The sequence below is a fragment of the Polaribacter uvawellassae genome, assembly GCF_039748955.1.
GTDB lineage: Bacteria > Bacteroidota > Bacteroidia > Flavobacteriales > Flavobacteriaceae > Polaribacter > Polaribacter uvawellassae.
Map to the genome: position 1 here is coordinate 744,324 of NZ_JBDIZN010000001.1, position 13,623 is coordinate 757,946.

Below are 13,623 nucleotides of genomic sequence, written 5' to 3' on the forward strand. Positions count from 1 at the left end.
TTTAATATAATTTTGGAATACAAAAGTAAACATTATTGTTTAAAAATGATAGAATCGAGAAGAATTACTATCTTTAATTCTTTAAAATCTACACAAATGAAATTATTAAAAAAAATAGGTTGGTTGCTGTTATTTGTTTTTATTGTTGCTCAGTTTTTTGGGCCTGAAAAAAACGAAGGAGATTTAACTTCTTTAGCAACTTTTATTGAAGAGACAAATCCGTCAGAAGAAGTTTATAAAATTATGAAATCGTCTTGTTTTGATTGTCATTCTGATACTACAAATTATCCTTGGTATAGTACTATTACTCCTATTAATTATTGGATGGATGATCATGTGAAAGTTGGGAAAAAGAAATTAAATTTTTCTAATTGGAGTGAATATTCTTTAAAGAAAAAAGAGCATAAGTTTGAAGAATTACACGAAGAAGTTGAAAAGAAAAACATGCCTTTAGATTCTTATACTTGGACGCATTCTGAAGCAAATTTAACCGATGCACAGATTAAACTAATTGTAGATTGGGCAAAAGGAGTTCAGTCTAATTACGCATTACAATTAAAAGCAAACTAATTGATTCATCAATCTGTTTTAATAATAGGAACTGTTTGGGTTGAGCCAAATTCTTCGGCTGCTGGGAGTAGAATGTTGCAACTCATTGAGTTGTTTTTACAACAAAATTATACAATTACATTTGCTACAACTACCCAAAAAACAAACAATGCTTTTGATTTAAAATCTATTGGAGTTAATGAGGTTGCTATTGAATTAAATTCATATTCTTTTGATGATTTTATAAAAGAGTTAAATCCAACAATTGTTGTTTTTGATCGCTTTATGATTGAAGAACAATTTGGTTGGAGAGTTGCGGAAAATTGTCCAAGTGCAATCCGGATTTTAGACACAGAAGATTTGCATTGTTTGCGGAAAGTAAGAGAAGAAGCAATCAAAAAACAAGAAGAGTTTACAATTGAAAAATTATTAACTTCTGATATTGCTAAACGAGAAATTGCTGCAATTTTACGTTGCGATTTATCTTTAATTATTTCTACTTTTGAAATAGATTTGCTAAAATCTGTTTTTAAGATTGATGAAAATATTTTGTATTATTTACCTTTTTTATTGGATAAAATAGATGAACATCAAACTAAAAAATGGAAAGATTTTTCTAAAAGAAACCATTTTGTATTTATTGGCAATTTCTTTCACAAACCTAATATTGACGCTGTTATTACTTTAAAAAAACACATTTGGAGCGCCATTAGAAAAGCAATTCCAAAAGCAGAAATTCATATTTATGGAGCTTATATAACTGAACAAATTCAGCAATTACATAACCAAAAAGAGGGCTTTATTGTAAAAGGTTTTGTAGAAAACGCAAACGAAGTAGTGCAAAATGCAAAAGTAGTTTTAGCTCCGTTACGTTTTGGTGCAGGAATTAAAGGAAAACTCACTGAAGCAATGTTGTCTGGAACACCGAGTGTTACAACTACAATTGGAGCAGAAGGAATGCACGATAATTTCCCTTGGAATGGTTTTGTCGAAGATGATTTTCCCCTTTTTTCTAAAAAAGCGATTGCACTTTATTCTGATAAAAATTTATGGAATCAATCTCAGAAAAAAGGAATTCTAATCATCAATAAAATATACGATAAAGAAAAAATTGGAACACAATTTATAAACCAATTATCGTTACTCCAAAAAGAAATTACACAACACAGAATACAAAATTTTTTAGGAAATTTACTACAACATCAAACTTTACAAAGCACAAAATACATGAGTAAATGGATTGAAGAAAAGAATAAAAAATAAGTTAAAAATCAATTTTTTATTGGAATATAATCTAGTGGCAACATGTTTGCAAAAGATTCAAAAGCCCAATAACCTTCTATAAAAATAGCATTCGGATTTACTAAAACACCACTTGGATCAATAATAGATTTTCCGTTTATTAGTGTTATGTTTGAGGTTTGAACTCCCGATGCTTTTTTTCTTTTACCAAACATTCCTCTTAAATAATTTTCTTCTTCTTTTTCGTTTTTATAAATAATAGAAAGATGGTTTTCAAAATCAAGAAATGGAGTTTGCTTTTCAAAAGAAATCATTTCGTTATAATCAACATTTCTTTTATATAAAAAATCTTGATATTTAGGTTTTGAACTCTTTTGTACAATAACTAAAGCACTATCTAAGGGAGTTAATGGGATTGTTATCTTTTTTGAATAATTTATGATTTCTCTATTTAGATAAATTAATTCTCTAGCGGATTTAATATCTGCATCAGTTGGTCTTTCTGGGTTTAATTCTCTTTTAAATTGATTTATTACAAAACCATCAACAGTAAGGTTTTTTTCTAGTAAACTTCTTAAAAAATGCATTTGAGATCCGTTATAAGCTTCAAGCCTATTTCGTTTCCATTTCTTCTTTATTTTCTTTTTTAAATTGGTGTATCTGGCGTAACCACTAAAAAATAAACGATTCTTTTTTACAGAAAAATGAACCAAATCATAAGTAATTAAATATCCTAAACTTTCATGTTTAATTTTAAGTGGTTCTTTGGCATCAGCAATTAATTCGTCAGTTTTTATATTGTATTCAAAATGCAGTGTTTTTGGATTTAAAATAATAGCTTTTTCAGCTAATTTAGTTTTTCCTAAAAACAAACTTTTAAATCGAGATAAATTATATTTCCAATCATCATCGTATTTAGTTTTCCTTAGAACAACTTCATCTAAAACATTTACTTCTAGAGTTAATTTAATGTGTAGAAAATCGACTTTTAAATTTGTATTTACTTTAATTCTTGATGTAGTATGACCAATAAAAGAAACAACTAAATCGTAATTTCCTTTTTGTACTTTTAATGTAAATTCTCCTTTGCTATTTGTAGTAGTTCCAATAGTGGTATTATTTAAATAGACTGAAGCTCCTTCTAAAATTTCGTTTGTATTTGTGGTTACCTTTCCTTCAATATAAGTTTGTGAAAAAACGGAAATTGAAATACAGAATAATAGAAAGGTTAAAAGTCCTTTTTTCATAGAAAATAGTTTCGATAAAAATAAGGACTTCAATTGAATGTTTTAACAAGAAAAAGTTAATTGTTGATTAAACCTGCTCTTTTTAATAAGGCATCTGGTTTTGGTTCTTGTCCGCGAAAGCGTTTGTACAATTCCATTGGTTTTTCTGTTCCACCTTTTGATAAGACATTTTCTTTAAATTTTGTGGCAACTTCTTTGTTGAAAATTCCTTTTTCTAAGAAATATTCAAAAGCATCTGCATCCAAAACTTCTGCCCATTTGTAAGAATAATATCCGGCTGAATATCCGCCTTGAAATATATGAGAAAAAGCAGTACTCATACAGTTTTCTGCAACATCAGGATATAATTTTGTTTCAGCAAAAGCGTCATTTTCAAATTCTTTTACAGAAGAAATTTCTGATGGATTTTTACCATGCCAACTCATGTCTAATAAGCCAAAACTTAATTGACGAAGTGTTTGCATTCCTTCATGAAAACTTGCTGATTCTTTTATTTTTTTTACATATTCCATCGGAATGATTTTACCAGTTTCATAATGTTTAGCGAATAACTCTAAAGCTTCTTTTTCGTAGCACCAATTCTCTAAAACTTGACTTGGTAATTCCACAAAATCCCAAGAAACAGAAGTTCCTGACAAACTATTATACGTTGTATTTGCTAACATTCCGTGTAAAGCGTGACCAAATTCGTGAAATAATGTTGTTACTTCGTTAAAAGTTAATAAAGATGGTTTTGTTTCGGTAGGTTTTGTGAAATTACAAACGATAGAAACGTGCGGTCTTTCGTTAATTCCGTTTTTAATTTGTTGCGGTTTGTATGAAGTCATCCACGCGCCATTTCGTTTTCCTTTCCTTGGATGAAAATCGGCATAAAAAACAGCAATAAAGTTCCCAGTTGTATCTGTTACATTATACGTTTTAACGTCTTGGTGATATGTGTCAATGTTAAAAACTTCTTCAAATTGTAAATCATATAAACGATTAGCAATTTCAAAAACTCCATCAATTACATTTTCTAATTTGAAATACGGTTTTAAAATTTCTTGATCTAAATTAAAACGTTCTTTCTTTAATTTTTCTGCATAATAAGCGCCGTCCCATTTTTGTAATTGATCAATTCCGTCTAGTTTTTTTGCATACGCTTCTAATTCGTCAAATTCTTTTTGAGCAGCTGGTTTTGCTTTGACTAATAAATCATTCGAAAAAATAATCACTTTTTCTGGAGTTTCTGCCATTCGCTCTTCTAATACAAAATGCGAATGTGTTTTATAACCTAATAAATTTGCACGTTTGTGACGTAATTTCACGATGTTTAAAACAATTTCTTCATTGTTGAATTTGTTATCCTGGAATGCTTTTTTACCTGCAGCAATTGCTAGTTTTTTTCGTAACTCACGATTGTTAGCATAAGTCATAAAAGGAATATAACTCGGATAATCTAAGGTGAAAATCCAACCTTCCTTTTCGTTTTCTTTTGCAAGTTGATTTGCAGCTTCTTTTACACTTTCTGGCAAACCAGCAACTTCATCTTCTTTTGTTAAATGCATCTCAAAAGCATTGGTTTCTACCAATACATTTTCTCCAAATTGTAAAGATAATTTTGATAATTCAGTATCAATTTTACGCAATTCAGCTTTTTTTTCTTCAGATAAGTTGGCACCGTTTCTAGCAAAACCTTTGTACTGTTTTTCTAACAACATCTGTTGTTCGGCAGTTAAATCTAATGTTTCTTTTTGATCAAAAACTGATTTTACGCGTTCAAATAATTCTTTATTTAGTTTGATGTCATTAGAGAAATCACTTAACCAAGGAGAAATTTCTTGTGCTATTTTCTGAATTTCATCGTTGGTTTCTGCAGAATTTAAATTGAAGAAAATACTGGTAATTCTTCCTAGTTTTTCACCAGTAAAATCCAACGCAACTGTGGTATTTTCAAAAGTTGGTTCGTTTTGATTCTGAACAATTTTATCAATTTCTTCTTTTGCAATTTCAATGGCTTTTTTAATGGCTGGTTTATAATCTTCGTTTGAAATTTTTGAAAAAGGAGCAGTATTAAAATGGTGTAAAAGTGGATTCATTTATTGGAATTAATTAAGAAATTCAAAGATACAAATTCTATAATTTATTTGTAATCTTTATAGTAACCAAATCCAAAATTGAGTGCTAAACCAACATACGATTTTTTAGAAATTGTTGCAAAAAGTTTAAGCCCGCTACTAGCACCAAAACCAGTTTCTTTGCTTATGGGAATTAATCCCAAAAGTTTATTTGCTTTTTTATCTCCTCTAAACCATCTAAGATTAAATTCTAAAGGAATTCCTAAAGTAGATTCACTAGATCCTATTTCTTGAAATATTGGATCAATTGTATTGTGTTTGATTAAAGAAACTCCAATAGATGTTGAATACGAAAAATCATTTTTAATAAACCTTTTACCATAAAGAAAAGAATATTCTTGAGAATTTTTTGGAGTAGCCGAAAACGAAAATGGAAGAAGCCAGAAAATTACTGTTGCATTATCTTGTAATTTCTTAGAGTTACTTGTTCTAAACGTAAATAAATCTTTATTGTTTTGAAAATTTATTGATAATCCGCTATTAACATTTCCGTTAGAATAAGTTGAGCCACCAACAAAAAAATCTACAAAGAAAATTTTATTTCCTTCTTTCTTATCTTGAGAATAGCAAAATACTGTAAATACAATAAATATTATTGTGAGTGTTTTCTTTTTCATAGATGTAAAGATAAAAACTATTTCTTCACTCTATCAGAAGCTTGTTCAACTTTTTGCTTTAATTCTTCTTTGTAAGCAATAATTTTATCGAGTACATTTTTGTCTGAAGCTCCGATAATTTGTGCCGCTAAAATTCCGGCATTTTTTGCGCCATCTAAAGCAACTGTTGCAACTGGTACACCACCAGGCATTTGTAAAATTGATAAAATAGAATCCCAACCATCAATAGAATTTCTGCTTTTTACAGGAACACCAATTATTGGCAACGGACTCATAGAAGCAACCATTCCAGGTAAATGAGCTGCTCCACCAGCGCCTGCAATTATAACTTTTATTCCGCGTAAGTGTGCATTTTTTGAATAGTCAACTAATTTTTCTGGAGTTCTGTGAGCAGAAACAATATCTACTTCAATTTGAATGTCAAAACTTTCTAAAATATCGATTGCTTCTTGCATGATTGGAAGATCTGAATCGCTTCCCATTATAATTCCTACCATAATAATTTATTTAGTCATTGCGAATGAAATGAAGCAATCTGTTTTTAATTTGTGAGATTACTTCGCTAAAGCTCGTAATGACGTGTTATTTACTTATCACTCGAATCGTTTCTTTAACTTTTTGAGCCATTTTTCTCGCCTTGTCAATATCAGTGTTTACAATAGTTACGTGTCCCATTTTTCTGAATGGTTTGGTTGTCTTTTTTCCGTAGATATGCGGTGTAACACCATCAATTTGTAATACTTTTTCAATATTTTCATACACGACATCGCCAGAAAAATCTTCTTCGCCAACCAAATTTACCATAATTCCGGCAACTTTACTATCGGTATTTCCTAAAGGAAGATTTAAAACCGTTCTTAAATGTTGTTCAAACTGATTTGTATAAGAAGCTTCAATAGAATAATGCCCAGAATTATGTGTTCTTGGTGCTACTTCGTTCACTAAAATTTCATCGTTTTCTGTTTGAAATAGTTCTACAGCTAACAAACCAACATGTTGAAAAGATTCTGCAACTTTTAAAGCGATTTCTCTTGCTTTTGTAGCAACAGAAGCATCAATTCTTGCAGGACAAATTACATATTCAACTTGGTTTGCTTCTGGATGAAATTCCATTTCTACAACAGGATATGTTTTAATTTCTTCATCAAAATTTCTAGCAACAATTACTGCTAATTCGTTTTTAAACGGAATTAATTCTTCAATAATACAATCTGTATCTGCTAAATTCTGAACATCTTTTTCTGTACGAACTACTTTTACGCCAGTTCCGTCATAACCAAATTGTGCAGATTTCCACACAAAAGGGATTTGAAATTTGTTCTTTTCAAAAGCAGTAATTAATTCGCTCTTTGTAGCAAAACGTTGATGTGGTGAAGTCGGAATGTTATTTTCAACAAAAAAATCTTTCTGTTTTCCTTTGTGTTGAATAATTTCAATCACAGAAGGTTGCGGATAAATTTTCAATCCTTCTTTTTCTAATTGATATAAAGCATCAATATTTACATGTTCAATTTCAATGGTTAGAACATCAACCAATTTTCCGAAGTTATAAACCGCATCAAAATCTAATAAATTTCCAACATGAAATTCATTACAAATTTGCGCACAAGGAGCTTCAGGTGAAGCATCTAAAATTGCTGTATAAATATCGTATTTTTGAGTTTCGGCAAGTAACATTCTTCCTAATTGACCGCCGCCTAAAACGCCTAATTTAAAATCGGAAGAAAAGTAATTTTTCACTTTAGTAGGTTTGTTGTGTTTGTTCTTGCAAAAATAACAATCTATTTGATTTAGAACTACTAAAAGTTAGTGATTCGTAAAACCGTTCCGTTTAAATTGGTTACTAAATATTCTCTAGCAGAATACGTAACACCAGCTGTTAAAGGTGCACCATTTAAGATGTTAAACTCGCTATCATCACAAGAACATTTCATTCTTAAACCGTTTTCTACCACCATTTGAGAACAAGAACTTGGTTGAAGGTGCGGAGCGGCACGTTCAAAAGCTTTAAACTGTGTTCCGTTTATATTATAAATAATAACACCTTTTATTCCGCCACTTCCATAAGCCCAATTTCCTGGAACATTTAAATCCACAAATTCTGGCAAACTTAAATCTACCGTTTCATTAATTTGAACATACGGTAATATATCGTTGTTTTGAAAACTTGAAGAACAATTACTAAAAACTAGAACTGTTAAAAATGCAAAAATGACTTTTTTCATTGACAAATGTTTGTGTGATATTAAAACGATTGCAAGTTACAAATATTTTGTACATTTGTAACTGAATCTCATTCTGATAAAACGGTAATGAGATTTTGTATTTTAAAACTATACGATTATGAGTGAAGTATCATACTATACGCCAGAAGGACTTAAAAAGTTAAAAGAAGAATTAGAGCATTTAGAACATGTAGAGCGTCCAAGAGTTACGCAAGAAATTGCAGATGCACGCGATAAAGGTGATTTAAGTGAAAATGCAGAATATCATGCAGCAAAAGAAGAGCAATCTCTATTAGAGTTTAAGATTGCAAAATTAAAGAATGTGGTTTCTAATGCAAGAATTATTGATGAATCTCAATTAGATACCTCAAAAGTATTGATTCATTCTGTAGTGAAGTTAAAAAACACTGCAAATAAAATGGAGTTTACTTACACGTTAGTTGCAGATTCTGAATCTGATGTTAGAAACGGAAAATTATCTGTTAATTCTCCGATAGGAAAAGGTTTGTTAGGAAAAGAGGTTGGAGAAATTGCTGAAATTCAGGTTCCTAACGGAATTATGAAGTTTGAAATTTTAGAAATATCTAGATAATATTTATCAAAATAATTTTTAAAAACCTTGTCTTTTTTGATGAGGTTTTTTTTACATAAAAATAATAAAGGATAAATTTGTCCTTTATGTAAATATTGAATATCTTTGTGGTGTAAAAAACGAATATATGTTTTCAAAATCTTGCGAATATGGTTTAAGAGCAGTGCTATTTATAGCACAAAGTTCACTTTCTAACACAAAAGTTAGTTTGGTAGAAATTGCGCAAGAAATTGATTCACCATCAGCTTTTACAGCAAAAATTTTACAACAATTATCAAAAGCAAACATTATAGATTCAACTAAAGGACCAACAGGAGGTTTTATAATGTCGCAAGAAAATTTAAAAAATCAAACATTGGCAGATGTGGTAACAGTTTTAGATGGCGATAAAGTTTATAACGGTTGTGGTTTAGGGTTAACACAGTGTGACGATCAGTTTCCGTGTCCAGTTCACGATCAATTTTTAAAAGTAAGAACAGAACTAAAAGCAATGTTAGAAAACACCAATTTATACGATTTAGCAATTAAAATTGACGGTGGATTAACTTGGTTAAAAAGAGCGTAAAAAAAATTAAATAAGTAAAGGATAAAAATGTCTTAAATAATAAATTATGAAATTACAAGCAGACACATTAGTAAGCGATATTGTAGCAGAAAATTACAACGCCGCAGCCGTTTTTAGCAAATATAAAATAGATTTTTGCTGTAACGGAAATAGAAGTTTAGCAACTGTTACAGAAAAGAAAGGTATCAGTTTAGAAGAGGTTTTAGAAGATTTAGAAAATCAAATGAAAACCAAAGAAGATCAATCTAGTTTATATCAAAATTGGGGAATCGACTTTTTATCAGATTATGTTGTAGAAACACATCATACATATGTAGAAAAAAGTATTCCACCGATTAAACTATATGTAGATAAAATTAGTAAAGTTCATGGCGAAAGACATCCAGAGTTATTAGAATTAAGAGAATTGTTTTTTGGTGCTGCTGATGCTTTAACTACGCACATGAAAAAAGAAGAATTGATTTTATTTCCGTTTTTCAAGAAATTAGCAAAATTAAAGAAAGAAGGCGGAGTTTATGAAAAGCCAAATTTCGAAACTGTAGAAAACCCAATTGCAATGATGCATCACGAACATGATGTAGAAGGTGAGCGTTTTAGAAGAATTGCAGAATTGACTGATAATTATACGCCGCCATCGGATGCATGTACAACGTATAGAGTTGCATTTTCTATGTTAAAAGAATTTGAGGAAGATTTACATAAACACATTCATTTAGAAAATAATATCTTGTTTAAAAGAGGAATTAAATTAGAACAAGAATTATCGAAGTAAAAAAAATATCCCCTAAATATTTTGAGAAAGCAGTAACGGATCCCTATGTATGTTACTGCTTTTTTTAATTTATTTTTATTAATTCTCCAACGAAAATCATTCCATTGGAATTTGTTTTGTAAATGTAGCTATTCTTTAATAAACCTATTATTTTAGTTTTCATTTTTACTCCAATTAAATATTGATTTTCTTTTCGCCGAACATTTATAAACTCTAATTCGTATTCGCATGGATTATTCCAAGTGATTTTTAATTCGGCGTCAATATTATTATTTTTTTCTTTTTGAATTTCTCTTCCTCTATTAATTTCTGTTTCATAAACTCTAACATCTTTATATCTGAATTGCCCCATTTTATACTCAGAACATTTTGAATAATCTGACTCATCTAATGTTGAGTTTTCATATTTTTTATTCACAAATAAAAAAGTAAAATCAATATTATTGTTTATTAATTCACTATCTAATTCATACTCGAAATTTTTTAAAAAACTAGTAACTTTTTTTAAAGCATTGTCATTTTTATAAGTTGTCATTTTTGGAATTAAAATCACCTTATTTATTTGACCATTTTTATCTACAGAATAATTTACTGTAACATATTCAATTGTTTTTACATCATTAACATAAAAAGTGTCTTTTATTTGTGAAAATGAAATTGAAGTAAAAAATAATAATGGAAGTAAATAATTTTTTTTGAGAAACATTTTTATTGATTGTTTTAGTGAAAATAAGAATTATATTTGACGATAAGTGTTTTTAAAATTATGAGCAGTATTTTTACAAAGATTATCAATCAAGAAATTCCATCGTATAAAATAGCAGAAGACGCACATTTTTATGCTTTTTTAGACATCAATCCAAATGCAAAAGGACATACATTAGTCATTCCGAAAAAAGAAGTTGACAAGCTTTTTGATTTAGATTCAGACACGTATTTAAGTTTAATGCAGTTTGCGCATAAAGTTGCCAAAGCGTTAGAAAAAACAATTGCTTGTAACAGAATTGGAATGTCTGTTGTTGGATTGGAAGTTCCTCATGCACACGTGCATTTAATTCCGATAAACCGAGTTGCAGATATCAATTTTACGAGTAAAAAACTAAAAATGCAACATGAAGATTTTGTAAAACTAGCGGAAGAAATTTCTAAAAATTTTTAAGCTTTCTGAAGTGAAATCTGAATACTTGTTCCTTTATTAATTTCTGATTTTTTTACGAATATTTTTCCGTTGTGATATTCTTCTACAATACGTTTAGATAGCGATAAGCCCAAGCCCCAACCACGTTTTTTTGTTGTAAAACCAGGTTTAAATATTTGTTTAAATTGTGATTTCAGAATTCCTTTTCCCGTGTCAGTAATTATAATTTCTATTGCTTTACTTTTCTCTGAAATTGTAAGCGAAACACTTCCTTTTCCTTTCATAGCATCTATAGCATTTCTTACCAAGTTTTCGATCACCCAACCAAATAATTCTGCATTGATGTTAGAAAATAATTCATTTTTATCAGCGTTAAACTCGAACGAAATTTGCTTAGAACTTCTACTTTTTAAATAATCAAAAGACTTTTTGGTTATCGAAACAATTTCATTTTTTTTCAATTCTGGAGCAGAACCAATTTTAGAAAATCTGTTAGCAATAATGTTTAAACGATGTACATCATTTTCTATTTCATCAACATATTTTTCGCTAATATTTTCTGCTTTTAAAATGGCAATCCAACCTAATAAAGAAGACAAGGGCGTTCCTATTTGATGCGCAGTTTCTTTTGCCATTCCTGTCCAAAGTCTATTTTGTTCAGCAATTTTGTTAGAAGAAAACAACATGTAAATTACCGTTAAAAACAACAGTAAAATTAAAATTAATGCAATCGGATAATAGGTGAGTTTGTCTAATAAATCAGAATCTCGATAATAAACATATTCGGTTACATCTAAATACTTAATTTCAATTGGCGCATTTTGTTTTTTCATTTTTGCCAATTGATTTTCTAAATATGCTGGATTATCTGTTTTAGAAGGATCTAAATTTTGCCAATCTTTAATGGTTCCGTCTTCATTAACTTGAATTAAAGGAATATTGGTAATGTTTTCAAAAATCTTTGTTTCTAAATTAATATTTGCATTTAAATCAGGATTGGTTGCTAACTCTTTAATTGCAGTTGCAAAAATTTCCATTTTTGAACGTTCATCTTGTTTAAATTTTTGGAAGAAAATATACGTGTTCCAAAGAATTAGGGAAACAATAACAAATAAGACAAAAATGACTATTCGTTTGGTTAGCACAGTATTTTTAAAAAAGCTCATCTATTACAAATATAATCTATATTATAACATAACACATTTTATAAAATGATAGTATATTTACAATTCAAAATAAATTGACACATGATTTCTATAGACCCAAAAGAAATACCAACTGGTAAATTACACGGTTATTTATTAGGTGCAATTGCACCAAGACCAATTGCGTTTGCAAGTACAATTGATGCTGATGGAAACCCGAATTTATCGCCATTTAGTTTCTTTAATGTGTTTAGTGCAAATCCGCCAATTTTAATTTTTTCTCCGGCGCGTAGAGTTAGAGGAAATACTACAAAACACACGTTAGAAAACGCATTAGAAACCAAAGAAGTTGTTATAAATGTGGTCAATTATGATATTGTTCAGCAAATGTCTTTGAGCAGTACAGAATATGCAAAAGGCGTAAATGAATTTGAAAAAGCAGGCTTTACAATGTTAAAATCTGATGTAGTAAAACCGTTTCGAGTTGCAGAATCTCCAGTACAATTTGAATGCAAAGTAAATGAAATTATCCATTTAGGAAATGAAGGCGGCGCAGGAAATTTAATTATTTGTGAAGTTGTAAAATTACACATTAAAGAAGCTGTATTAGATGAAAACGGAGCCATAGATCAACATAAAATTGATTTGGTTGCAAGAGCTGGCGGAAGCTATTATTCAAGAGCAAAAGATGGTTTTTTCGAAATTCCAAAACCAATTTCTACCTTGGGAATTGGAGTAGATGCAATTCCGAAAGAGATAAGAGAAAGTAAAATTTTAACAGGAAATAATTTTGGTGTTTTAGGAAACGTAGAGCAAATGCCAACTCAAGAAAATGTTGATAACTTTGCAAAAGTGAATCCACAATTTATTGGGTTAGAAACCACAAAAAAACATACATTTGCCAAAGCCTTTTTAGAAAAAAACGATGTAGAAAGTGCGTGGAAAGTACTTTTAATAAAATAGAATAAGATATGGAAGTAATAGGAAAAATTAAATTAATTAACGAAACACAAACTTTTGGAACTAGCGGATTTAGAAAACGTGAAGTGGTTGTGACAACAGATGAGCAATATCCTCAGATGATTATGGTTGAGTTTGTACAAGACAAATGTGATTTATTAAACAGCTATAAAGTTGGGCAAGATGTAAAAATCTCTATCAATTTACGTGGTAGAGAATGGATCAACCCAGAAGGAGTTGCAAAATATTTTAACTCAATTCAAGGATGGAGAATTGAAGCAATGCAAGCTGCAGCGCCACAAGATTTACCTCCAGTAGATCAATTTCAACCAGCTGATAATACAACTTCTGCTGAACCAGACGATTTACCTTTCTAGGAAAACCGTAATAATTTTTAAAAAGCAACTTTATGCTGAATTCATTTCAGTATTCGGTTGCTTTTTTATTTTGAATA

Annotated in this window: 16 protein-coding genes; 8 read left to right on the plus strand and 8 right to left on the minus strand. The window is 29.7% G+C overall.

Features of this window, described 5'->3' with window-relative positions; genetic code table 11:
- Nucleotides 1-45 precede the first annotated feature (45 nt).
- The gene (locus ABDX67_RS03390; RefSeq protein WP_347173548.1) at nt 46-570 is read left to right on the plus strand and encodes a heme-binding domain-containing protein; all 525 of its coding nucleotides are present in this window, start codon (nt 46-48) and stop codon (nt 568-570) included.
- A complete protein-coding gene (locus ABDX67_RS03395) occupies nt 571-1,812 on the plus strand; it encodes a glycosyltransferase family 4 protein (protein ID WP_347173549.1) in 1,242 nt (413 codons plus the stop codon).
- Nucleotides 1,813-1,820: 8 nt separating this feature from the next.
- Here ABDX67_RS03395 and ABDX67_RS03400 read toward each other — a convergent pair whose 3' ends face one another.
- The 6 genes from ABDX67_RS03400 to ABDX67_RS03425 all read right to left on the minus strand — a co-directional run bounded on the left by ABDX67_RS03400 (nt 1,821) and on the right by ABDX67_RS03425 (nt 7,997).
- Entirely contained in the window at nt 1,821-3,038 is a 1,218-nt protein-coding gene (locus tag ABDX67_RS03400) for a carboxypeptidase-like regulatory domain-containing protein (RefSeq protein WP_347173550.1), read from the minus strand.
- Nucleotides 3,039-3,094: 56 nt separating this feature from the next.
- A complete protein-coding gene (locus ABDX67_RS03405; RefSeq protein ID WP_347173551.1) occupies nt 3,095-5,116 on the minus strand; it encodes a M3 family metallopeptidase in 2,022 nt (673 codons plus the stop codon).
- Nucleotides 5,117-5,160: 44 nt separating this feature from the next.
- On the minus strand, nt 5,161-5,772 hold the full coding sequence (locus tag ABDX67_RS03410) for a hypothetical protein (protein ID WP_347173552.1): 612 nt from the start codon (nt 5,770-5,772) through the stop codon (nt 5,161-5,163).
- Between the two features lie 17 nt (nt 5,773-5,789).
- Nucleotides 5,790-6,269, minus strand: a complete 480-nt coding sequence (gene purE / locus ABDX67_RS03415; RefSeq protein ID WP_347173553.1) for a 5-(carboxyamino)imidazole ribonucleotide mutase — start codon at nt 6,267-6,269, stop codon at nt 5,790-5,792.
- Between the two features lie 85 nt (nt 6,270-6,354).
- The gene (locus tag ABDX67_RS03420; RefSeq protein WP_347173554.1) at nt 6,355-7,512 is read right to left on the minus strand and encodes a 5-(carboxyamino)imidazole ribonucleotide synthase; all 1,158 of its coding nucleotides are present in this window, start codon (nt 7,510-7,512) and stop codon (nt 6,355-6,357) included.
- A gap of 59 nt (nt 7,513-7,571) precedes the next feature.
- Nucleotides 7,572-7,997, minus strand: coding sequence for a hypothetical protein (locus tag ABDX67_RS03425; protein ID WP_347173555.1), 426 nt, complete (start codon nt 7,995-7,997; stop codon nt 7,572-7,574).
- Between the two features lie 118 nt (nt 7,998-8,115).
- On the opposite strand from ABDX67_RS03425, the gene greA reads away from it, so the two are divergent.
- The 3 genes from greA (at nt 8,116) to ric (ending at nt 9,926) form a co-directional block, all read left to right on the plus strand.
- Nucleotides 8,116-8,589 carry a transcription elongation factor GreA gene (gene greA / locus ABDX67_RS03430; protein WP_347173556.1) on the plus strand — a complete coding sequence of 158 codons (474 nt, stop codon included), beginning with the start codon at nt 8,116-8,118 and terminating at the stop codon, nt 8,587-8,589.
- Between the two features lie 127 nt (nt 8,590-8,716).
- The gene (locus ABDX67_RS03435) at nt 8,717-9,154 is read left to right on the plus strand and encodes an RrF2 family transcriptional regulator (RefSeq protein WP_347173557.1); all 438 of its coding nucleotides are present in this window, start codon (nt 8,717-8,719) and stop codon (nt 9,152-9,154) included.
- A 46-nt stretch (nt 9,155-9,200) separates the two neighbouring features.
- Nucleotides 9,201-9,926, plus strand: coding sequence for an iron-sulfur cluster repair di-iron protein (ric, locus tag ABDX67_RS03440; RefSeq protein WP_347173558.1), 726 nt, complete (start codon nt 9,201-9,203; stop codon nt 9,924-9,926).
- Between the two features lie 64 nt (nt 9,927-9,990).
- On the opposite strand, the gene ABDX67_RS03445 is transcribed toward ric, so the two are convergent.
- The gene (locus ABDX67_RS03445; RefSeq protein WP_347173559.1) at nt 9,991-10,632 is read right to left on the minus strand and encodes a hypothetical protein; all 642 of its coding nucleotides are present in this window, start codon (nt 10,630-10,632) and stop codon (nt 9,991-9,993) included.
- Nucleotides 10,633-10,692: 60 nt separating this feature from the next.
- Between ABDX67_RS03445 and ABDX67_RS03450 the strand changes: the two genes are divergently transcribed.
- Nucleotides 10,693-11,085 (plus strand): HIT family protein, encoded by a 393-nt coding sequence (locus tag ABDX67_RS03450; RefSeq protein WP_347173560.1) that lies wholly within the window; start codon nt 10,693-10,695, stop codon nt 11,083-11,085.
- Here the strand turns inward: ABDX67_RS03450 and ABDX67_RS03455 are convergent.
- Nucleotides 11,082-12,230, minus strand: coding sequence for a sensor histidine kinase (locus ABDX67_RS03455; RefSeq protein WP_347173561.1), 1,149 nt, complete (start codon nt 12,228-12,230; stop codon nt 11,082-11,084). The two genes, ABDX67_RS03450 and ABDX67_RS03455, sit on opposite strands and share 4 nt — an antisense overlap.
- Before the next feature lie 81 nt (nt 12,231-12,311).
- Here ABDX67_RS03455 and ABDX67_RS03460 point away from each other — a divergent pair, with 81 nt between their 5' ends.
- Together ABDX67_RS03460 and ABDX67_RS03465 are read left to right on the plus strand one after the other, a co-directional pair.
- The gene (locus ABDX67_RS03460; protein ID WP_347173562.1) at nt 12,312-13,172 is read left to right on the plus strand and encodes a flavin reductase family protein; all 861 of its coding nucleotides are present in this window, start codon (nt 12,312-12,314) and stop codon (nt 13,170-13,172) included.
- Nucleotides 13,173-13,180: 8 nt separating this feature from the next.
- A complete protein-coding gene (locus ABDX67_RS03465; RefSeq protein WP_347173563.1) occupies nt 13,181-13,546 on the plus strand; it encodes a DUF3127 domain-containing protein in 366 nt (121 codons plus the stop codon).
- The last annotated feature ends 77 nt before the right edge of the window (nt 13,547-13,623 follow it).